The sequence below is a fragment of the Coleofasciculus chthonoplastes PCC 7420 genome, from assembly GCF_000155555.1.
Classification (GTDB): Bacteria; Cyanobacteriota; Cyanobacteriia; order Cyanobacteriales; family Coleofasciculaceae; genus Coleofasciculus; species Coleofasciculus chthonoplastes_A.
This window is the reverse complement of the sequence record NZ_DS989886.1, coordinates 1-22,039: the sequence shown is the minus strand read 5'-3', so window position 1 is coordinate 22,039 and position 22,039 is coordinate 1. Positions and strand designations below refer to the sequence as shown.

The following is a 22,039-nucleotide window of genomic DNA, read 5'->3' as shown; positions in this document are numbered from 1 at the left end:
TTGGCATTTACCGGAACTCATACGTTAGAGGCGAAAGTCATAACCCATGGAGGCTTAACGGAGTGGCATGAAATCGTTAAAAATTATTACAGCATTGGGTGGAACAGGGCTAGTTGTGCTAGGAGTTGGATTGGCATGGATGAATCCGGGTAAGGAGGCTTATGAGGAGTACGCCGTTGAAAAACTCAGCACCTACCTCAAAGATGAAGTTTGCACTCAAACCCCCAAGCAATTAGAGTTTCTCAATCCTGATCCAGAATTCCTCAAACGTCAATGCCAATCCCTCGTGGATACGGGACGCCCCCAAATCCAGCAAATTATTGACCAGCAGACTGAACGACAAAACTGGGTAATTTTCAGCATTTACCGCACCGATATTAATATCAGCCCCCTATTGCCCGCTTATCATTTTGAAACGGTGGGAGTTTTGCAACAATTTTTGACCTATCAGGCGCAACAGCAGTAGGGGTTTGGTCTCCAAACCCCCCCGATCCTCAAACTTTTTCGGTGAATTTTTGCCAAAATACGAAAGGCAAACATGGTAAATCAATATAAATAGGTACAAGCATGGCATCCATTCGTGAGCTGCACCAACAACTTATCGACAAAGAACGCACCAGTGTTGAAATCACGCAAGACGCCCTCGATCGCATTCAGGCGCTAGAACCCAAAATCCATAGCTTTTTGCATATTACAGCCGACTATGCCCTTGAACAGGCGCGTCAAGTGGATGCCAAAATCGCAGCGGGGGAAGAAATCGGCATGTTGGCGGGGATTCCGATTGGCATCAAAGATAATATGTGCACTCAAGGTATTCCCACCACCTGCGCCTCTCGTATCCTGGAAAACTTCGTCCCGCCTTATGAATCCACCGTGACTCAAAAACTTAAGGATGCAGGTGCTGTCATGGTGGGCAAAACTAATTTAGATGAATTTGCCATGGGGAGTTCCTGCGAAACCTCTGCTTATCAACAGACGGCGAATCCATGGGACTTATCCCGCGTTCCTGGGGGTTCCTCTGGGGGTTCGGCTACGGCGGTTGCGGCTAGCGAATGTGTGGTGGCGCTTGGTTCTGATACAGGGGGATCGATTCGTCTACCTGCATCATTCTGCGGGATTGTCGGCATGAAACCCACCTATGGGTTAGTGTCTCGTTATGGTTTAGTCGCCTATGCGTCGTCGTTGGATCAAATTGGTCCGTTTGGACGAAGTGTAGAAGATGCAGCTATTTTACTTAACGCGATCGCAGGCTATGATCCGAATGACTCAACCAGTCTCAAGCTGGAGATTCCCGACTACACCAAATCCCTGCAACCTGATTTAAAATCCAAAGGGCTTAAAATTGGCATTATTAAAGAAACCTTTGGTGAAGGCTTAGATCCCGTCATTGCCCAAACCGTTCAAAACGCCATTGATCAGCTCAAAAGCCTAGGTGCTGAAGTACAAGAAATTTCTTGTCCCCGATTTCGCTATGGGTTGCCCGCCTACTATATTATTGCTCCCAGTGAAGCCTCAGCCAACCTAGCTCGCTACGATGGCGTCAAATATGGGTTTCGCACGCCAGAAGCCGAAAATCTTTTAGAAATGTACAAGAAAACTCGTGCAGCCGGGTTCGGAGCGGAAGTCAAGCGCCGGATTATGTTGGGAACCTATGCTCTATCCGCTGGCTATTATGACGCCTATTACCTCAAAGCGCAAAAAGTTCGTACCCTAATTAAGCAAGACTTCGAGCAAGCCTTTGAAAAGGTGGATGTTTTAGTTTGTCCCACCGCCCCAACTCCTGCATTTAAAGCCGGAGAAAAAATCTCAGATCCGTTAACCATGTACTTATCGGACTTAATGACAATTCCCGTCAACTTGTCAGGATTACCAGGAATGAGTATTCCTTGTGGATTTGATGACCAAGGATTACCCATTGGGATGCAACTAATTGGAAAAGTATTGGGCGAAGAACAGGTATTTCAAGTCGCTTACGCTTACGAACAGTCTACGGATTGGCATCTCAAGCAACCACCGCTTAAATAGAACATGTAGAGACGTGCCATGGCACGTCTGGGTGCAGGGAGGCTACAGGTGCAGGGGGGCTACAGGTGCAAGGAGATATAATTTGTAGGGGCGGGTTTGACCGATAACATTATTGAGAAAACCGATAACTTGACTCAACCCGCCCTGATAGGAAAACACGGTGATTCAAAAATAGCATCAAGTTTGTAGTCGTTTAACGCTTTGATTTGCCCAGGGAGACTATTACGGGAATGAATAATTATAGTTTATTTCTGGGAAAGAGGTTCCTAATTCTAGCGGGAATTGTCGCCATCGTTTATCTGTTAGCCTGTATCTCTATCTGGTTAGGGCAAAATCGGCTAGTTTTTGTTCCCTCTAAGACTATTAAAACCACACCAGAAGACTTGGGCTTAAGTTATCAGGAGGTGTGGATACTTGTGTCTCCTGATCAGCCAGAACGTCTCCATGGGTGGTGGATTCCCGCCACCTCGCCCAAAACCGGGGTACTGCTGTATTTACATGGGAATGGGGAGAATATTGGCGCGAATGTCGAACGGGCAATGGAATTTCACCAATTGGGTTTGGATGTCTTGTTATTTGACTATCGAGGCTATGGTCAAAGTGAGGGCAAGTTTCCCACTGAAACCCAAGTGTACCAAGATGCTCAAGCGGCGTGGGATTATCTGGTGCAGCAACAGGATATTCCGCCCCAGGATATTATCGTCTATGGTCAATCTCTAGGGGGCGCGATCGCGATCGATTTAGCGGTGAAAAATCCCAGCATTCAGGGTTTGATTTTGGAAAGTACATTTACCTCAATGCGGGATATGGTCGATCATCAAGGAATCTATGGGTTATTTCCGGCTGATTTGCTGCTGACGCAAAAGTTTAACTCGAAAAGCAAAGTTCCTGCTCTTAAAATGCCGATTCTTTTAATACACGGCACAGATGACCCCGTTGTACCTGCTTACATGAGCCAAGTTTTATTTGATACTATAACAGGTTCAAAACAACTCTTCCTGGTTCCTGATGCAGATCATGATAATGTGGCTACTGTAGCTGGCAAAGACTATCAGCAAAGGATTCGACATTTTATTCAACTCAATCCTAATTCTGAACCACATATTGAGTAGGGGCGCACAGACGGGCGCCCTAATCTAATAGGAACAAGCTGTTCTATTTCCAAGGAGATCAATTTTCTGACAAAGCTGAATTATCGTCCGCATTACAATCGCAGCTATTTTGCACGAAAACTGGCATATCACGATCGACCAATGGCAGAAATTGGAATTTCCAGTTCACTGATGACCAAGGGCGAACCGGAAATCTGTCCTTCTCCTATCCCCCAACTGTGACTCATTTTCGTAGTTCCCTCGGTAGTCAATTGGAAAGACCCGTTACTGTTTACAAAGAATACCGCGCTGAGGGCAAACTTTCTGGTAATGGGATTTTTGCTCCGGGAATAACTGATAATACTCGGTTCAAACTCATCTTACAGAGTACGGGAAATAGATGTATGAGCACCATTGTAGAGACGCGCCATGGCGCGTCTCTACATAAATGATGTGTCCTAACAGCCATGGCGGTTGCTATAAAGGGGAGGGAACCAAGAGGGAACCGGGATGAAACAAGAAAATCAAATGGCTTTGATTTCCCCAACCCCCCTCATTCGGGAGGACAGAGGATGCTTCGCTTTTGTTGCACGGGGGATTAAGGGGGGTTAAAGGTTAAGCTGACGAGATTTCACCTTAAGTTGACACCAACGCGCGGAGCGTGCGCCCCTACGATTTGGTGGTTCTGAATGAACTACCAAATCCTCCACCCCCAGGCGTCTCAATCACAAACACATCTCCCGCATCCATTTCCACAACCGCTGTATTTCCTAATTCCTCAACCGTTCCATCCTGACGTTCCACATAATTCTTACCCACAGCACCCGCTTCACCCCCCTGTAATCCAAAGGGTGCAACAACTCGATGTCCTGATAATATTGCGGCTGTCATGGGTTGCAAAAACCGCATCCGCCGAATTACACCATTACCCCCACACTGTTTCCCCTTTCCACCACTATTTCCACGAATGCCAAACTGTTCTAATACCACCGGAAACCGCCATTCTAAAACTTCTGGGTCGGTTAAACGAGAATTGGTCATGTGGGTATGTACTGCATCTGCCCCATTAAACTCTATTCCAGCACCAGAACCACCACAAATGGTTTCATAATATTGATAATTTTCATTGCCAAAGGTAAAATTATTCATCGTCCCTTGAGATGCTGCCATTACCCCCAACGCCCCATATAGCGCATCGGTAATCACCTGAGATGTTTCCACATTCCCCGCCACAACCGCCGCCGGATAACGGGGATTTAATAGACAGCCTTCGGGAATAATAATATCTAGGGGTTTAAGACATCCAGCGTTCAATGGAATATCATCATCCACTAATGTACGGAAGACATAGAGAACCGCCGCTTTACACACCGCAGCCGGGGCATTAAAGTTATTGGATAACTGTGCCGATGTCCCGGTAAAATCAATCGTGGCGCGGCGATTTTCTCGGTCAATACGAATGGCAACTTTAATCTGTCCGCCTGTATCTAAGTTATAGGTAAAATTGCCATTTTTCAGCACATCAATCACCCGTCGCACCGACTCTTCGGCATTATTCTGGACGTGTCCCATATAGGCTTGTACGGTATCTAATCCCGACTGTTTCACCATCCGCCGCAACTCTTGCACGCCTTTTTCATTGGCAGCAATTTGGGCTTGTAAGTCGGCGATATTTTGGGTAATATTTCGCACTGGATATGTGCCAGATAGGAGTAATTCGGATAATTCTTTTTCGCGGAAACGTCCGGATTCTACTACCTTAAAATTATCGAGTAATACCCCTTCTTCGTCTACGGTTGTACTATCTGGGGGCATAGAACCGGGGGTAATCCCACCAATGTCCGCATGGTGTCCCCGTGAAGCAACGTAGAATAAGGGTGACGGATTTTTATCCCCCCTTGTCCCCCTTTGAAAGGGGGGTTGATTTTGATTTGTTGTGGGTTGTGTCGAAGATTTACTCGTTTGATCAATCGTATCGGTAATCCCACTTTCGTCCAAAAAAACTGGGGTAATTACCGTGACATCAGGTAAGTGTGTCCCACCGTTATAGGGATTATTAATCGCATAAACATCTCCCGGTTTGAGACTATCGCCATACGCCTCAATTAAACTGCGAACGCTTTCACTCATGGAACCCAAATGTACAGGGATATGAGGGGCATTGGCAACGAGTTGTCCTTGTCCGTCAAAAATAGCACAGGAAAAGTCTAACCGTTCTTTGATATTGACCGAGTAGCTGGTGTTTTGCAGTGTGGTTCCCATTTGTTCGGCAATGGAACGGAATAGATTATTAAAGATTTCCAGAGTAACCGGATCAGGGTGGGAAAGGTTTGTTTGTTGATTGTCGATTGTTGATGGTTGATTGTTGACTTTTGATTGCTGCGTTTTCTTTAAAATTAAATGATTCCGTTCGGTTACTTCGGCTTGCCAACCCGGTTCAATGACATTTGTTCCCGTTGTTTCAATAATTAATGCAGGTGCGGGAATAGAGTCTCCCGGTTGTAACTCGTCTCGCTTAAATACAGGGGTTTCGTGCCATGCATCGGCGGTATACATCTGCACTTTAGCGACAGGTTGCGGCGGTTCTGATCGGTGACGTTGAATCATGGGTTCTTCTGGCACATCCATTGGCTGGATGACTTCCACCGATACCGAGTCCACAATTAGGGCTTTCTCTTCAACAATAAAACCATATCGTTGCCGATGCGCCTCTTCAAATTGCTGCCGCATTTCAGCCACGCTACCGAAATCGATAATTAATGGTGAATCTGTCCCCTGATATTTCAAATGCACTTTGCGGATGACTTGACTATCAATTGACGTGGATTCTCCTATCTGAGTCGTCGCAATTTCTTCTTTGCCACTGGCTATTAAGTCGGTGAATATTTCCTCCAAGGGGGCAATATCTGGTGTCCCTACCGATAGTAATTTCTCCGTTAATTTTGCTTCCACCGAACGTTCCCGCAATGTCCGCACATCTGCCAATCCCATCCCATAAGCCGATAATACCCCCGCATAGGGATGAAGAAATACCTGTTTCATTCCCAACGCATCAGCAATTAAACAGGCATGTTGTCCGCCAGCGCCGCCAAAGCAACACAAGGTATAGTTGGATACATCATAACCTCGTTGTAAGGATATTTTTTTAATCGCATTTGCCATTTTTTCCACAGCAATGGCTAAAAATCCGGCGGCGACGGCTTCTGGTGTGCGCTTATCCCCAATATCTGCCGCCAATTGACTAAATTTCTCTCGCACCACCTGGTCATTTAAGGGTAAATTGCCATCAATTCCAAAGACTTTAGGAAAGAACTCTGGCTGTAATTTCCCCACCATGACATTGCAATCGGTTACTGTTAATGGACCTCCCTTAGAATACGAAGCCGGACCCGGATTTGCCCCCGCCGATTCTGGTCCAACGCGATACCGCGCCCCATCAAATTTCACGATTGAACCGCCACCCGCCGCTACGGTGTGAATAGACATCATGGGGGTGCGTAATCGGACGCCTGCAATCTCGGTTTCAAAGGTACGTTCGTATTCACCGTTGTAATGGGCGACATCGGTAGAGGTTCCGCCCATATCAAAACTAATAATCTGATCAAATCCGGCTAATTGACTGGTTTGTACTGCCCCGACAATACCTCCCGCCGGACCCGATAAAATACTGTCTTTTCCCTGAAATGTGCGGGCGTCTGTGAGTCCACCATTGGATTGCATGAACATTAATCGGATCGATTGTGGATTGTGGATTGTGGATTGTGGATTGTTGATATCTCCCGCTAACTGACTGGAAACTTGGTTAACATACCGCCGCAAAATGGGCGATAAATAGGCATCAACAACGGTAGTGTCACCCCGACTTACTATTTTCATCAATGGTGTGACGTCATGGGAAACTGAAATTTGAGTAAACCCGATCGCACTCGCTAAGTGGGCAAGTTCCTGTTCGTGCCCCGGATAGCGATAGCCATGCATTAAGACGATCGCACAACTGCGAATTCCGTTATCATAAGCGGCTTGTAACGCTTGGCGAGTGGCGTCTATCTGTACCGGAATTAATTCATCCCCGTGGGCGCTGTAACGTTCCTCGACTTCAATCACCCGTTCGTAAAGCATTTCTGGCAAGATAATCTCACGGGCAAATATATCGGGGCGGTTTTGATAGCCGATGCGGAGGGCATCACGGAAGCCTTTGGTGATCATTAAAACAGTGCGATCGCCTTTTCTCTCCAGTAACGCATTTGTGGCTACGGTTGTCCCCATTTTCACGGCGTCAATCTGTTCGGTGGGAATCGCTGCATCGGCGGAAAGTCCCATCAATTCGCGAATTCCCTGCACTGGTGCATCGGTATAGCGATCGGGATTTTCCGAGAGTAACTTGTGAATCACCAATTGTCCATCGGGGCGACGCGCCACAATATCGGTAAATGTGCCGCCGCGATCAATCCAAAATTGCCAGCCGTTATTAGATGTCATGGGTTTATCCTTGATTAGATGTCATCGGTCTATTACTGATGCCCTACTGTATAAGTAGTCGGACATAAATAAACCGAATTATATTAAGGAATGTAAAAAAATCTAAAGGTAGGGTGGTAGGTGGTAGGGTGTGTTAGCGCAGCGTAACGCACCTTAACGCTACTTCTAAAGGTGGCGTGGTGAGGATGTCAATACTGAGTGTATACCAGCACCGCGTCCAAAAATTGGATAATAACGCGGCATCTTGGTCATTGTATTGCTGATTGTGCCGTTTGCGATCGCGTTCAATCGCCAGCCACAATTGTCGCAGTTGTGGGCAGGTGGTGCAGTGTTGAATTTTGCAGGCGATGGCGTTGAACCATTGGCGTAGTCGGCGATAACTGATGAATTGTCCACCTTTGTCGCGGCGATGAACAAAAACAATATATGCCCAGGATTCCACACGCACAATCAGATGTCTGGGGATTTTCAGGAGTCGGGCGATACTGCTAGGGCTGATCCGGAATTTCTGGGCGGGTTGGAGACGGCGAAATAAAGGTGTCATGATGGCTTACCCTGTTGATTGATGGCAGCAATATCCGTGGCGACGCGATGAATTTCGGTCACTTGGGATTTTTTCGGCGAATCTTTGATTAAGATGAGACACTGAGAAGGAAAGACCAGCCAGCCACGCCCTATCTTGACGCAACTGTTTCAATCGTCTGGTCTTTTCTGTTGTCATCACATGTTATCGTGTCACGTTTACATGGCTTTTGTCAAGATGACATGTTGGCGTGACAAAAAGCAACGCTATGACCAAAAAACAGTCAAAAGAAGCTGAATCTCCATTAAAGATACTCAGAGAACGACTCAATTTAACTCAAGAGGAGTTAGCTAGACAGTGTCGCATTCCGTTGCGAACCTATGTGCGCTGGGAGACAGGTGAGGCGACTCCTCGACCGACGATTCCCCAAGTCAAAGCGTTATGTCGGGAGTTGGGCGTCTCGATTGAGGATTTGCCAGATGAATTTGGTCCGATGCAAGTTTCGGCTAAAGACAATCCGCGATCGCAATCTGATGATGTTTGAGAATGAAGCCCTGAAAGCCCTGAACTAAAGTTCGGGCTAAAAGCTTAAACCCGTTAAAACGGGTTCAAAGATTTACCTAGTCCTTGAGAACACGACTATTTGCCTTGAACTTAAACGTATCTAAATGCGCTTAAGCGTGTCAAGCCTTGCTTAAACAGAAGAGGCAACTGTAACGAATCTTGAAATGTTACCATTTAGGCGAAGTGTTCATTAGAAAGCGAACCCAGGAATTAGCCGATAAAGTTCATCAGATGCAAACCAACGGCGAAATTTGAGCTTTAGCGACACAGGGGCGAGAATTTCGGCGGGTATTGCTGTGGAGGATTGAGGATTAACTTAGCACGAGTGCGATCGCAAGTCACGAAAAGACCCCGATTAAACAACCGAAATCACTTTTGCCTCCACCAATTTATGTGAGGTACGTGATCATACACAATAATTGCTTCCATATCTCCTGTACAAGTAAATTAGTACACAATCTCTAGACAGGAGATAATCTATGATAAAAAGGGCTTTTACCTATAGCCAGGTAGGTAAAAAAGGAGTTCGTGTTGCATCGGGTGTTGCAGAGAATCCCTCAGAATTCGTCCGCATACGACAAGGTGAAATTACTCAACGCTGGCAGGATTTTTTAGCTCGACTAGCCGCTCAGGATGATTTTGGTATAGGATTGGCTGAGGTAGGCAAGCGCGAGGTTACAGCAACAGATCTGGCAGCACTTACAGCCTTAACAGGATACGAATACGCAATTGTTATATTAACAGATAACAGAAGAGTTCTGATTAATATGGGTTCTTACAAAGGAGGAGAGCTACCACCTAACACTAAAATATAGCAATCCTAAATAGGATGCAACAAGCGAAAAGCTCGAAAGCCAGGTATAGCAAGGGTTTCATTTTTGAAAATTGCCACAACCTAAATAGGATTGCTATACTACTAATGCACTCACACCCTGATGATCATGGCACTGGAATGGCAAAATTCATCTCTGAGGATGATGTAAACGCTTTAGTGTACTTGAATCAACGTTACAGCTATATGGTCACAGTTGATGGAACAGTCTACCGTTTCACCAGGGATACACCTTCATGTAGTGTGGCAAGAATCGTCAGGGAACTTAAGTACAGTGGATGGGTCAAACCAGAAACTTAAGAGGATGGAACTATGCCATTTTTTATTCAAAATGTAACAAAATGTGCGATCTGCGATCAGGTAATTGATAATCGTTATGATGCAGCACAACTCCCTTATATTCATCCAAAGGTCTCAAGCTCCCTGGCACAGTTAGCAAGAAGGTTTGTACATCGGTCATGTTGGCGAGAATGGAAAGACGCGAACTTATTTTCAACGGCAGCGTTTAATCTAGCCAAAGAGGTAAACTCGCACGAATCCGCTCTCAAAATTGAGTTTGCCAGCGATGGATTGATTGTATTTTGGGTAGCGGCTATGAATAGCTATCGATGGCAAGACTTTAAGTTACTTGTGACGATAGATATTCCTGTATCAGAAGCATTCAGAATGGGAAATCATATTGTTTCGGCGTTTTTGGAAAAAGATTTTCACCGTACATTTCTAATGGGGGATTATATCTGGAAAATCAGACGTGATGATTCGGAAAATATTGAATTTACGATAAAGGAAGGAGAGCAACTTGCCGACAAATTTATCGTTGCCACAGACAGACATAGTTGCTGGGTAAATGCGATGAAAGAAATCATAGCGAAAGGAACTCAGAAGGTAGGCGAAATTCCGACAGTGAGTACATCGGGTTACTAGGACATCGGTCAAGAAACCGGGTTTCTTTGGGTCAAAGGTTGATATTGTATTGTCATTCTCACGAGAAACCCGGTTTCTAGGAATACTTGACCGGGGAAGCGGGGGAAGCTGGGGGAGAAAAAATTTAATTCAAGCTTATCCGAGCAGTAGGGTGGTTCAAGTGAATCTAGCATGGAATATTGTCAGCAAGACTTGGAAAAGGTTATTATAACGACTTAAAAATAGTTTACGCTGAGGGGTGTAACCCCTTTTTTTTATTACTTCGCTCTACCCGGTTTCTACCGATGCAGCGTTTCGTCAGGGCATTGAATATGACTACCACCTTAGCCTATAACTACCAATTTGGCGGATGCCTACCCGCCGATTCCCCCACTTATGTGTGGCGACAGGCAGATGTTGAACTCTACAACGGGTTAAGGGCAGGGGATTTCTGCTATGTCCTCAACTCCCGACAGATGGGGAAATCTAGCTTGCGGGTGCAAACCATGCGCCGCTTACAAGCGGAAGGATTTGCTTGTGCGGCGATTGACCTGACTAAGATTGGTTGCCAAAATCTCACCCCAGAGCAATGGTATGCTGGTTTAGTCCGTCGCTTGGTGATTAGTTTCAATCTGACCCAACAATTTAACTTGCGTCGATGGTGGCGCGATCGCGATTTACTTTCGCCCGTACAACGCTTCAGTGAGTTTATTGAACGCATCCTCCTTCCGGCGATTCCGCAACCGATTGTTATTTTTATTGATGAAATTGATACGGTTCTCAACTTAAACTTTCGCGTCGATGACTTTTTAGCGGTGATTCGCGCCTGTTATGATAGTCGTGCCGATCATCCCGCCTACCAACGCCTCACATTTGCCCTGTTGGGTGTCGCAACTCCCTCGGAGTTAATTCAAGATAAACATAGCACCCCATTTAATATTGGTCGGGCAATTGAACTGACAGGCTTTCAATTAAATGAATGTTTACCCTTAGCCCAGGGATTAGCCACCCACGTTAACTATTCTCCCGCCATTATCCAGGAAATATTAACCTGGACAGGGGGTAAACCCTTTCTCACCCAAAAGCTGTGTCAGATTGTCCTGCATCAAGCCGAACTCTGGTTACCCACGAAGATTCCCCAAGATAAATCCCAAATTAGCGTGTGGATTGAACAGTTGGTGCGATCGCACATCATCGACAACTGGGAAGCTAAGGATGAACCCGAACACCTGAAAACCATTCGCGATCGCCTATTACCCAATCGTGCCAGTACCCGTCAACTTTTAACACTCTACCAGCAAATTCTCGATCAGGGAGAAATTCCTGCCGATAATAGTCGAGAACAACGAGAATTGCGCCTATCGGGATTAGTGGTGAAACAGCCAATCGGACAGAAGTACCCCCAGCCTGTTTTGAGAGTTTATAACCGCATCTACGCCTCTATCTTTAATCGGGATTGGGTAACCAACGCCCTGAATAATCTGCGTCCGTATCACTCGCCGATGATGGCTTGGTTTGCCAGTGAGTGTCAGGATTCGTCTTATTTGTTGAACCGAAATCAATTACAACAAGCCTTAATTTGGGCAAAAGGAAAACGCTTAAATCAAAAGGACTACCAGTTCCTGAATGCGAGTCGTCAGCAGATTATCGCTGGTTCTTATCGAGGAAACCCCAACCCCCAGAAACAATTAGATACAACATCGACAAGAAAACCCTCTCCACAACCTACCCCTCCAGACTTCTTACCAACGTCTCCGCCGCGTTCCTTGAGTGCCGACGAGCAGATATTATATGATCATTTACTCTATTGGGTACAACGAGAATCCCCCCAGCAACTCATCGAACGATTTGATCAACTATTTATTACCGCGAAAAACTACGCCGAACCCGATATTATCGCCGCCTTCCACCGAATTATCCTCGCTAATCCCCGTCATCAAGACTTTACCCATATTCTCAATCGGTGCTGCCATATCTTGATTAATCGATGGCAAATGCAAGGCAACCACGATCAGGCGATCGCGCAATTGGTGGCATTATTTGAAAAACCCTTTCAACCGGGGACAATTAAGGCGACATCGGGACTATCCAAGCGATTGCGACAACTCTTGCAAGTATTTACTCAAAGTGAAGACTTTCAAACCCTAAAACGCTTGGTCAAAGTTGTTGAGCACACCGCCGATGTGGATCGCCAAGACTCCAATCCCGCGTTAGGACAATTGATTTGTCGATACCCTTATTTATACACCCACGCCTTACTAAGTTCAGATAGTTCCTACGAACATCAGCAAACCATCCGCCACATTCAAACTCAACGTCAGTGGCAATTAGAAATGAATCTCTCGCAATATGTCACCTATTTAATCCGGCGAGTGCGACTGGCGTCCAGTAAAACCTCCACCGCAGACACCACTCTGGTTCAACCTGTACCCAATCCGACTCTGTTAAGCGATCGCGAACTCTACTTCGCCCTGAAGCAGTTTATGGGTAAAGTTGAAGGATCTTACACGTACCGAGACTTAGCCCAACGTTTTCTCAAGCAAAGTAATCAAACGCGCTCTTATCGTGCTTTTAAAGCTGATTTATATGAATACTTAATAGCAGCAATTGAACCCACCTATGGTAAACATCAATTCAATCAGCGTTTAGCGCAACATCTCAAAAACACCTTGCCAGATAACGATTCTAAGAAGATAAACGATTTTTTACTGTTGAGAACCTGTAGTCAATTACTGAGTTTCTTAGTCAGCAGTCCTCAGCATCCCAATCACTATGTCTTTATTGACTTAATTTCTAATATGGGGTCAATTCGCACAACGGGATTATTGCTGAAAATAATTCTGCTATGTAGCAAAGTTAAACCGGATTTAGAAAAGCGATTGTCAATTTTGTTCAATCACTACGAATGTCAAACCATTAATAATATTTTTTGGTTGGTTCAATCTCTAGAAAATCTTAATGTTGCCTTTTTCGTCAATTTTGGCAATATGGATCTGTCTCGGATTCAAAAATAATTGTCTTATGTTAGGGAACGGGGAACAGGGAATGTTTTGACCCTTTTATCGCTTCAATCAAGAAAGCCTGGTGCGTGTGTAGGGGCGGGTTTGACTATTATCGTTTCTTTCCTCACCCAGATACGACTAAACCCGCCCCATATCCCTTCCCTTATCCTCAAGTTGCAAGTCAAACTCATAACGAGTATGATTTAGGGGCAAACATAGTAAGAGCAGAGGTGTTACTTGGCACTATGGTAGAAGTTCGAGAAATTCCGCTACAGCAAATCCGCCGTCCCCTTCCCCGCGAAAACGACGCCGAAAAGGTACTGGAATTGATGAAATCCATCCAGGAAGAGGGATTAAAAGAACCCATTGATGTACTCGAAGTTGATGGAGAGTATTATGGTTTCTCTGGGTGTCATCGCTTTGAGGCACATCAGCGCCTAGGTAAAGAAACGATTAAATGCCGGGTTCGCCGCGCCCCTCGTGCTGTCTTGATGCGACATTTAGCCTGAGAAGCCTCATTTTTGTTAGGCGAAAATAGTTCATACTTTAGGACGATTTGTAAGCGATCGCTAATTGTTTAAGATTGATAGTTGGTGTGTGAAAAGAAACTATACCAGCTTTTCTGTTAACGTTATTTTGGAGCAAATTAGGAGACCACTATGCAAACTGCTGATAAATCTGCGCCCGTCAATATTGGTATTTCAGAACAAGACCGCAAAGAGATTGCCGAAGGATTGTCTCGCCTGCTAGCAGACACCTATACTCTTTATCTCAAGACACACTACTTTCACTGGAACGTAACCGGACCAATGTTCCATTCGCTGCATAATATGTTTGAGACAGAGTACACTGAATTAGCGGTAGCGGTGGATGATATTGCTGAACGGATTCGTACCATTGGCTATCCAGCGCCTGGTAGTTATAGCGAATTTGCCGAACTCTCTTCGATTCCAGAAACCCGTGGGGTTCCAGAAGCCACAGAAATGGTACGTTTACTGGTAGAAGCGAATGAAGCGGTGGTGAGAACGGCGCGGGAGGCGTTTCCGGCGGCTGAACGGGCAAATGATGAGTCTTCCGTTGACTTGTTAACTGAACGGATGCGGACTCATGAGAAAACCGCTTGGATGCTGCGGAGTATGCTGAAATAATCGGTAATTATTGGTGGGAAAGGGCGGGTTTTGTTGTTCCGTTATTGGTGGGGAGGGCGGGTTTTGTTGTTCCGTTATTGGTGGGGAGGGCGGGTTTTGTTGTTCCGTTATTGGTGGGGAGGGCGGGTTTTGTTGTTCACTTATCGGTGAGTAGCTGAATTGATTCCCTAAACCCGCCCCTACAATTGTTCCTAAACCCGCCCCTACAATTGACCCTTCCTATTATGTCGGGCTGCAATCTTCTACCTTCTGCCTTTTGATTAACGCCTCAGCAAACGTCGCCGCCGAGTTCGCAAGTAAACTCGCAAGGGAAACTGATAAAACTCCATTAATAGCCAGACAATAACGGCAAAATGTAATAAAAACGTTAATCCTGTCCAAGCCAGGGGTAGCCAAGCCAAGCGACTACCGGGCGTTGGCGGGAAGGTGTAGGCAGCTACGCCAATTAACGTGGTGGGTAGTATCACAAACGCCGCTGCAAAAATCCAAGTCATCCATCCCCATTCAACGCCTTGGAGGTGCGCCCCCACCCAGTTTTTGCCATTCCAACGCCAGGTAAGGGGAGGCTGTCTATCGGTCATTTTCAACAATTGCTGTTCCAAGTCAGCCACGAAAATATGACGACAGGCTTCACAAGCCAACGCATCCATTAATGGCATCCCTTGAATTTGACCCACACGACAGATGGGACAGGGGTAAATCCCTTGATAGTGCAAACGGTTGGTTAAATCGGGTAGGTATTGCATGTCAACAGCAACGTGCTTCTTTGATAATATTAGCGAGGTTGCCAAAAGAAATCTGCGATCGCGCCATTTTCTTCTACCGCTTCTGGTATACCGAACAGTACCGAACGCTGAATTAAGGGACGATAACTCAGGCGACGGGCAACTCGGCTGGGTATACCATAGCCATAGACAATATGACCCCTACCCGCAATCACTACGACTTGATAATCTGGATTAGCGGAGAGAAAATTAGCAATTCCGTCTGCCATGGTTTCATCCCATAACACCTGAACCGTGAAAAATCGCTCAAAGCGATCGCTATTACCATGACCTGCCTGTTGATGCTGATTATAAACCGCTTCAACCATTTGCCGATAGTCAGCATTATCGGTGCGAATTTCGTCCAGAGGGGGAATCTGTTGAAGTTCGTCACTCGTGAGACTTTCTAAGCCATTCCGGGCAACTTTGCGGCTAATTTCCGTGGGGGTATTTAAGGCTAAAACAGGCAGTTGATGGGTTTGAGCGAACTGTAATAGGGGGGCATAATAATCCCAGGGAAATCCCCAGCGTTGTTCATACTCTGTTTGCTCAATTAATTGAGTTTCTGTCAGGTGTCCAGCTAAATATTGATCCAGAATATCCTGATAGGGATGCTGAAACATTTCCATCGCCAGGACAATTTTGGGATTTTCTTGGTAAAGGGCTTGCAGAATGTCGAGTTGGGCTTTATGGTCATCAGGATTACTATGAATTTCCCCTAGATAAACGACATCGGCTTTAACCAATTCCTGAATAATCGTTTCTGGAGATGCTTCAAACTGCATCTCGACAGGTTGACTATTTGCCTGTGTCAGCAGATGAGACATTTGAGCGCCAGCCGGGGGGGTACAGAAGCAAACGATACCCAAAGACCAAGCGCAGAGTTGGGTTCGTAGTAAGGGCTTTAGCCTATATTTGCTGAGATTTCCTGACGTCAAAATAACCTACAATTGATTCCACTTGTTTAGCTGTGCCATGCTTGAAATCTTACAATTTTTATAGTCCCACGTCAATCCGGGGACATCTTTAATCTATCATCTAATTCATCATTGTAGGGGCATGGCACACCTTATTTGATGAATTAGAATTGGTTCGTAGTGAGGGAACCTCAGCCCTCTCCAGCTAAGCTTTATAGCACTAAAGTGCTTACTACAAACAAAACCCTATTTTAGCTGTGCCACGACAGTAGGGGCGCATGGCGTGCGCCCATAAAATCGACAAATCTAATCCACAATTTTAGCTGTGTCACGCCGCCATCGTGCGTTAGGCGCATTGTCAGGTTAACTTGTATTATCCCCCAACATCATTCTGCATGAGTCTCTCAGGTTGAGAGATATATCGCTATGATCATAAATTTATGACATCTATGAAGCGTCGTCAGTTTATCCAATTTACTACCTCGGCTTTAGCAACCATCGGTTTAAACCAACTGGATTTACAGCGCCAATCCTTACGTTATGGCAAAGTCTTAGCCCAAAGCACTCCCCGCAAACTCGCCCTGTTAGTGGGGATTAACCAGTATCCCACCAATAGCGATCGCTTTACCAGCCTCTCTGGATGTGTCAATGATGTCCGCTTACAGGAACAACTCCTAATTCATCGCTTCGGGTTCCAGCCAGATGACATCAAGACAATTACGGATACCGAGGCGACTCGCGATCGCATTTTAACCGCCTTTGAAACCCATTTAATTCAGCAAGCCAAACCCGGAGATGTGGTGGTGTTTCATTTCTCTGGACATGGTTCACAAGTCTTTGATCCCAATCCCATTGATCCGAGTTATCCCCTGAATAGTTCCCTTGTTCCGGCGGATGAACATTGGCAAGCCGAGGACGGTATTGTCAATGAAATTACCGGACATACCCTATTTTTACTCATGTTCGCCCTGAAGCAGAAAACCGACAACGTTACCGTGGTGCTGGATAGTTGTCATTCTGGGGGCGGAACCCGGGGAAATGTGAAAATCCGGGCGATTCCTGGGGGGATGGATTTTCGGATTAGTCCCGAAGAAGTCGAGTATCAACAACAATGGCTAAAACGGCTGAATCTATCCCGTGAGGACTTTATCAAATCCTATCAGCAAGGCGTCGCCACTGGCGCGGTGATTGCCTCAGCCCAACGGGAACAAATCGCGGCGGACTATCCCTTTTCTGGGTTTTATGCCGGAGCCTTTACCTATCTACTCACCCAAACATTATGGCAGAATAACCATGATGTGGAAAGTGCGATCGCGGGGATTGAACGGGATATGCGATTCCTGTCTACCCAAATCCCCTTGGTAGAGGTTCCGCCGAATAGTCGCCATCACCGAGAACCGATTTATTTCACAGAACCCAAAACTCTCCCCGCTGAAGGTGTGGTGACAAGCGTTGAAAATAATCGGGTACAAGTTTGGTTAGGGGGTATTTCCCAAGAGAGTTTAGAAGCGATTTCTGAAGGGTCTATTTTTACCCCCCCATTCCGCAGTCGTGGCGCAACGCCCAAAGTTGAATTAATCTCACGCAACGGGTTAATTGCTGAAGCCCAAGTCGAAGGAAACGTCCAACCGGGAGAATTATTACAGGAATTTGCCCGCACGATTCCCAGGGATTGGAAACTCCATATTGGACTTGATCCGTCGTTAAGTCAGGAGACAGAAACGGCAAAAACTGAACTGGAATCCCTAAAACGGATTCAAGCTATTCTTCCCCAACCGGGAACATTTCCCTATCCGGTGGATGTGCATTATATTCTCAGTCGGATGACTGATGAGTATCAGCAGCAATTGTCATCAGCAACACCGGAAAAAATGCCACCTGTGGATAGTTTAGGCTTATTTTCTCCTACTTTAGACGTGATTCCCGATTCCTTTGGCATATCGGGAGAAACGTTGACACAAGGAATTGAACGGTTACAGGGTAAACTTAAATCCCTATTAGCGGCGCGAATTATGCGAATGACGCTGAATGCTGAATCCTCACGACTGAATTTAGAGGTAACAATGGGTTTAGAAAATCGTCCCGAAATTGTTGCCCAAGCCTTTACACCACGGGGGTGTCGTCAAGATGACAGTCAATGTCCACCGTTAGGGAGTCGAGGGGAATCTGGGCAACTCTTGAGTCATCAATTATCTGTGGGAGATGCGTTTCAGTTTAAAGTTACGAATCGGGAAGAGAAGGATTTACATTTGGGAATTATGCTGGTTGATCCAACCGCTGGAATTACCGTGTTATTTCCCAATGAATTGCAGGAAAACTCACGGCAAGATCCGGATAATGCCACCCGGATTAAACCGAATCAAACCCTGTTAATTCCGAATCCGGATAAAGATGAATTTGTCTTTATTGCAGAAGAGGCGGGGTTGGGTGAAGTCTTAATTGTCGCCAGTGATCAACCCTTTACCAAAGCCTTACTCAAACTGCGTAGCCTTGCCAGAGGGAAAAAGGGGATAATTTCGACGCGGGGAGAAGACTCATTGGAGATAATTAATGATTTAGTTGATGATGTTAGTCGAGGCGCCCAAGTGGGAGTGAGGCGGCGGATTCGCACCTCACAAATGGCAGCGCTTTCGATTACGTTTAACGTGGTTTAACCCCGTAGGGTGCGTTAGGCGCATTAGAGAATTAACGTTTATTATCTCAATCCATAACTGCGCTTAATTCTGTCATAAAGTACAGTAGATCAAAGTCCCCCTTTTTAAGGGGGATTTAGGGGGATCGACAATGTACCGCATAGCAAAGCAAACTGCTGTAAGTACGCCGCAGGGCACCATATTTCGGTTAAGATTTCGGTGGGTTTCGACTTCGCTCAACCCACCCTACTTTTAGATAGATTTAATCCCACTCGCCTTGCAATGTAAACGCCGCCCAATAATAGGGTGATTTCCATTGAGTGTCTCGCTGCATTTGTAACTGAGTTTCCCGCAACGCTTGGGCAGGCTTCAATCCATCATCTAACATTAACTGATAAAATCGGGTCATAAACTCCGCCGTTGCTGCATCATCCACATTCCACAAACTCACCACTAAACGCGGTGCCCCCGCATACATAAACCCTCGCGTCAAACCCACTAATCCTTCGCCTCGAATTTCTTCTCCTAATCCCGTTTGACAGGCACTTAATACCACTAATTCTGCTGGCAGATTTAGGTTAAAGATATCATGGAGGCGTAAGAAGCCATTTTTGGGATTCCCTTGTTTATCCACTAAGGATAACACCACACCCGATAATTCGGGCGCTTCACTATTGAGAATTCCGTGGGTGGCTAAATGAATGATTTGATAATTTTGCAGTTGGGGATTGTCGATAAAATCGCGATTGGCATCAAAGTCAAAGGCGTTAACTTGGGTGGCTGATGCGACTAAATTGAGAATGGCTTCCGCTTCCGTGCGCGTTCCGGGGAGGCGATTTAATTCAATGTCAGATACGCGAACAGAACGGTTGAGGAAGAGTTGGTTTAAATCCAGTTCTGTGCCTCGGTTTGATGAATTTTTGAGGCGGTTATCATTATCCATAAAAACGGGATCAGCCAGAATTGCTAATTGTTGGGGTGCTTCTTGGCGTCCGTTGATTTGGTCACGAATAATCGCTAAAGTGGAACTGGAGGGTAAGTTGACCAGTTCGTATTGATTGATTAGGGGGATAGGAGTATCGGTATCAGCAGTTTCGGGAGTGGCTAAAGCAGCAAAGGGAATGTATTGTAATGCCCCATCCGCGACAACCAGGATGCGTTTTTTCGTGAGTTGTTCAGCCACTTGTCCGAAGAGGAGTTCACTCAGTTGTGCCACGGAATTTACATTATCACGGGGAACAACTTTAGCAATGCCTCTGGGATTGCCAATTTCATAACCGGGAATTTGTAACAGGTTATAGAAGCGGAGGGCGAAGGTTTCGATTTCATCTCTGGGGGGGAGTTGATAACTGGTAAAGCCATCTTTGGTGACTGCCCACAGATAACTATTTTCGTCTCCTAATGAATACTGTAATAACAGAGTATCCTCATCCAGAATCTGTTGTTGAACTTGTTCAAGGGTTAGCGGTTGGGGATATTTCAGCGCAGCGTATTTAGGACTTGTCGCCCGGATTTGGTCTTGCAGTTGTTGATAGGAGGCTAAAAGTTGTTGTCGTTGTTGTTCAATGGCGGTTTGTTGGGCTGGGGTAGAGTCAGGATTACTATATATTTCAATCCGTTGTTTTTCGGTTGCATCGAGTTTGGCGTTTAAGGTTTGTTCTTGTTGAAGTAAGTCAGGATCGACACCTTCTCGAATATTAGCATTGGCTTCGGTGAGTAATTCTAATAGGGTTCTGGCGCGAGAACGTTCACTGGCGTGGAAGGCTAGTTTATCGTAGCCTTGATCCGGGTTTTGTTGATGCAGTTGCATCAGCAGGTCAATGTAGAATTGGTATTCATTTTGTACCGTTGCGAAATAGGTTTGGCGTAATTCAGGACTAACTATTTTAGTCCGCAAATCTTCAATAATCTCAATCGAAGCTTGCATTTGAGTTAACGCTTGTTGGAGATTTCCTCGGCTTCTTTCTACAAAGGCGATATTGGAGAGGGTTGCTGCTTCCCTGGTGCGATCGCCTACAGCCTGGGATAAGGTTAAAGCCTGTTGTAAATACTCTAACGCCTGTTGTTGCTCTCCCAAATCAGAATAGACACTACCAATATTATTCAGATTTATTGCTTCCCCGGCGCGATCGCCCACAGCCTGGGATAAAGGTAAAGCCTGTTGGTAGTACTCTAATGCCTGTTGTTTTTCTCCTAAGTCATCATAGACAGCACCAATATTATTCAGGGTTGCTGCTTCCCCGCCGCGATCGCCTACATCCTGGGATAAAGGTAAAGCTTGTTGATAGTAATCTAACGCCTGTTGTTTCTCTCCTAAACCTGAATAGACACCACCAATATTATTCAGCGTTCTTGCTTCCCCGGCGCGATTGCCCACAGCCCGACTTAAAGGTAAAGCCTGTTGGTAGTACTCTAATGCCTGTTGTTTTTCTCCTAACTCATGATAGACATCGCCAATATTATTCAGGGTTGCTGCTTCTTGGGCGCGATTGCCCACAGCCCGACTTAAAGGTAAAGCCTGTTGGTAGTACTCTAATGCCTGTTGTTTTTCTCCTAATTCAGAATAGACATTGCCAATATTATTCAGGGTTGTTGCTTCCCCGGCGCGATCACCTACAGCTTGGGATAAAGGTAAAGCTTGTTGATAGTACTCTAACGCCTGTTGCTTCTCTCCTAAATCTGAATAAACAAGACCAATATTATTCAGGGTTCTTGCTGCTTGGGCGCGATCGCCTACAGCTTGGGATAAGGGTAAAGCCTGTTGGTAGTACTCTAATGCCTGTTGCTTCTCTCCTAATTCATGATAGACACCACCAATATTATTCAGAGTTTTTGCTTCTGTGGCGCGATCGCCTACAGCTTGGGATAAAGGTAAAGCTTGTTGATAGTAATCTAACGCCTGTTGTTTCTCTCCTAAATCTGAATAGACAAGACCAATATTATTCAGAGTTCTTGCTTCCCCAGCGCGATCGCCCACAGCCTGAAATAAGGGTAAAGCCTGTTGGTAGTACTCTAATGCCCGTTGCTTCTCTCCTAAGTCAGAATAGACAAGACCAATACTAGTCAGGGTTGTTGCTTCAAGGGCGCGATCACTCACAGCCTGAGATAGGGGTAAAGCCTGTTGATAGTACTCTAATGCCTGTTGTTTCTCTCCTAAA

Annotated in this window: 16 protein-coding genes; 11 read left to right on the top strand and 5 right to left on the bottom strand. The window is 45.7% G+C overall.

Annotation, left to right across the window (positions count from 1 at the left end; translation table 11 throughout):
• Window positions 1-67 precede the first annotated feature (67 nt).
• The 3 genes from MC7420_RS34420 to MC7420_RS34410 all read left to right on the top strand — a co-directional run bounded on the left by MC7420_RS34420 (window position 68) and on the right by MC7420_RS34410 (window position 3,137).
• Window positions 68-466 (top strand): DUF4359 domain-containing protein, encoded by a 399-nt coding sequence (locus MC7420_RS34420; RefSeq protein ID WP_006106599.1) that lies wholly within the window; start codon window positions 68-70, stop codon window positions 464-466.
• 101 nt (window positions 467-567) lie between these two features.
• A complete protein-coding gene (gene gatA, locus MC7420_RS34415) occupies window positions 568-2,025 on the top strand; it encodes an Asp-tRNA(Asn)/Glu-tRNA(Gln) amidotransferase subunit GatA (protein ID WP_006106600.1) in 1,458 nt (485 codons plus the stop codon).
• A 230-nt stretch (window positions 2,026-2,255) separates the two neighbouring features.
• Window positions 2,256-3,137 carry an alpha/beta hydrolase gene (locus MC7420_RS34410; RefSeq protein WP_006106598.1) on the top strand — a complete coding sequence of 294 codons (882 nt, stop codon included), beginning with the start codon at window positions 2,256-2,258 and terminating at the stop codon, window positions 3,135-3,137.
• 648 nt (window positions 3,138-3,785) lie between these two features.
• Here MC7420_RS34410 and MC7420_RS34405 read toward each other — a convergent pair.
• Together MC7420_RS34405 and MC7420_RS34400 are read right to left on the bottom strand one after the other, a co-directional pair.
• Complete coding sequence (locus MC7420_RS34405; protein ID WP_006106603.1) at window positions 3,786-7,595, bottom strand: hydantoinase B/oxoprolinase family protein; 3,810 nt, start codon at window positions 7,593-7,595, stop codon at window positions 3,786-3,788.
• 133 nt (window positions 7,596-7,728) lie between these two features.
• Complete coding sequence (locus tag MC7420_RS34400; protein ID WP_006106592.1) at window positions 7,729-8,139, bottom strand: hypothetical protein; 411 nt, start codon at window positions 8,137-8,139, stop codon at window positions 7,729-7,731.
• A 247-nt stretch (window positions 8,140-8,386) separates the two neighbouring features.
• Between MC7420_RS34400 and MC7420_RS34395 the strand changes: the two genes are divergently transcribed.
• The 7 genes from MC7420_RS34395 (at window position 8,387) to MC7420_RS34365 (ending at window position 14,725) form a co-directional block, all read left to right on the top strand.
• Window positions 8,387-8,662, top strand: coding sequence for a helix-turn-helix transcriptional regulator (locus tag MC7420_RS34395; protein WP_006106594.1), 276 nt, complete (start codon window positions 8,387-8,389; stop codon window positions 8,660-8,662).
• A 499-nt stretch (window positions 8,663-9,161) separates the two neighbouring features.
• On the top strand, window positions 9,162-9,497 hold the full coding sequence (locus MC7420_RS34390; RefSeq protein WP_006106595.1) for a hypothetical protein: 336 nt from the start codon (window positions 9,162-9,164) through the stop codon (window positions 9,495-9,497).
• 329 nt (window positions 9,498-9,826) lie between these two features.
• Window positions 9,827-10,438, top strand: coding sequence for a hypothetical protein (locus tag MC7420_RS34385; protein WP_006106601.1), 612 nt, complete (start codon window positions 9,827-9,829; stop codon window positions 10,436-10,438).
• 311 nt (window positions 10,439-10,749) lie between these two features.
• The gene (locus tag MC7420_RS34380; protein ID WP_006106590.1) at window positions 10,750-13,431 is read left to right on the top strand and encodes an AAA-like domain-containing protein; all 2,682 of its coding nucleotides are present in this window, start codon (window positions 10,750-10,752) and stop codon (window positions 13,429-13,431) included.
• A 233-nt stretch (window positions 13,432-13,664) separates the two neighbouring features.
• Entirely contained in the window at window positions 13,665-13,928 is a 264-nt protein-coding gene (locus MC7420_RS34375) for a sulfiredoxin (RefSeq protein WP_044211369.1), read from the top strand.
• A gap of 150 nt (window positions 13,929-14,078) precedes the next feature.
• Entirely contained in the window at window positions 14,079-14,567 is a 489-nt protein-coding gene (locus tag MC7420_RS34370) for a Dps family protein (RefSeq protein ID WP_006106596.1), read from the top strand.
• A complete protein-coding gene (locus tag MC7420_RS34365) occupies window positions 14,540-14,725 on the top strand; it encodes a hypothetical protein (protein ID WP_006106602.1) in 186 nt (61 codons plus the stop codon). Before MC7420_RS34370 ends, MC7420_RS34365 begins: the two co-directional genes overlap by 28 nt.
• A 102-nt stretch (window positions 14,726-14,827) precedes the next feature.
• Here the strand turns inward: MC7420_RS34365 and MC7420_RS34360 are convergent, their stop codons facing one another.
• A complete protein-coding gene (locus MC7420_RS34360; protein WP_006106608.1) occupies window positions 14,828-15,313 on the bottom strand; it encodes a hypothetical protein in 486 nt (161 codons plus the stop codon).
• Between the two features lie 29 nt (window positions 15,314-15,342).
• Window positions 15,343-16,158, bottom strand: coding sequence for a ChaN family lipoprotein (locus MC7420_RS34355; protein ID WP_006106591.1), 816 nt, complete (start codon window positions 16,156-16,158; stop codon window positions 15,343-15,345).
• Window positions 16,159-16,688: 530 nt separating this feature from the next.
• On the opposite strand from MC7420_RS34355, the gene MC7420_RS34350 reads away from it, so the two are divergent.
• The gene (locus MC7420_RS34350) at window positions 16,689-18,902 is read left to right on the top strand and encodes a caspase family protein (protein ID WP_044211364.1); all 2,214 of its coding nucleotides are present in this window, start codon (window positions 16,689-16,691) and stop codon (window positions 18,900-18,902) included.
• A gap of 241 nt (window positions 18,903-19,143) precedes the next feature.
• On the opposite strand, the gene MC7420_RS34345 is transcribed toward MC7420_RS34350, so the two are convergent.
• Window positions 19,144-22,039, bottom strand: a 2,896-nt coding sequence (locus MC7420_RS34345; RefSeq protein WP_006106604.1) for a CHAT domain-containing tetratricopeptide repeat protein, incomplete at its 5' end; no start/stop codon positions are given.

Coding starts and splice junctions, on each gene's coding strand:
- MC7420_RS34420 (WP_006106599.1), top strand. CDS start 68: ATGAAATCGTTAAAAATTATTACAGCATTGGGTGGAACAGGGCTAGTT.
- gatA (WP_006106600.1), top strand. CDS start 568: ATGGCATCCATTCGTGAGCTGCACCAACAACTTATCGACAAAGAACGC.
- MC7420_RS34410 (WP_006106598.1), top strand. CDS start 2,256: ATGAATAATTATAGTTTATTTCTGGGAAAGAGGTTCCTAATTCTAGCG.
- MC7420_RS34405 (WP_006106603.1), bottom strand. CDS start 7,595: ATGACATCTAATAACGGCTGGCAATTTTGGATTGATCGCGGCGGCACA.
- MC7420_RS34400 (WP_006106592.1), bottom strand. CDS start 8,139: ATGACACCTTTATTTCGCCGTCTCCAACCCGCCCAGAAATTCCGGATC.
- MC7420_RS34395 (WP_006106594.1), top strand. CDS start 8,387: ATGACCAAAAAACAGTCAAAAGAAGCTGAATCTCCATTAAAGATACTC.
- MC7420_RS34390 (WP_006106595.1), top strand. CDS start 9,162: ATGATAAAAAGGGCTTTTACCTATAGCCAGGTAGGTAAAAAAGGAGTT.
- MC7420_RS34385 (WP_006106601.1), top strand. CDS start 9,827: ATGCCATTTTTTATTCAAAATGTAACAAAATGTGCGATCTGCGATCAG.
- MC7420_RS34380 (WP_006106590.1), top strand. CDS start 10,750: ATGACTACCACCTTAGCCTATAACTACCAATTTGGCGGATGCCTACCC.
- MC7420_RS34375 (WP_044211369.1), top strand. CDS start 13,665: ATGGTAGAAGTTCGAGAAATTCCGCTACAGCAAATCCGCCGTCCCCTT.
- MC7420_RS34370 (WP_006106596.1), top strand. CDS start 14,079: ATGCAAACTGCTGATAAATCTGCGCCCGTCAATATTGGTATTTCAGAA.
- MC7420_RS34360 (WP_006106608.1), bottom strand. CDS start 15,313: ATGCAATACCTACCCGATTTAACCAACCGTTTGCACTATCAAGGGATT.
- MC7420_RS34355 (WP_006106591.1), bottom strand. CDS start 16,158: ATGTCTCATCTGCTGACACAGGCAAATAGTCAACCTGTCGAGATGCAG.
- MC7420_RS34350 (WP_044211364.1), top strand. CDS start 16,689: ATGACATCTATGAAGCGTCGTCAGTTTATCCAATTTACTACCTCGGCT.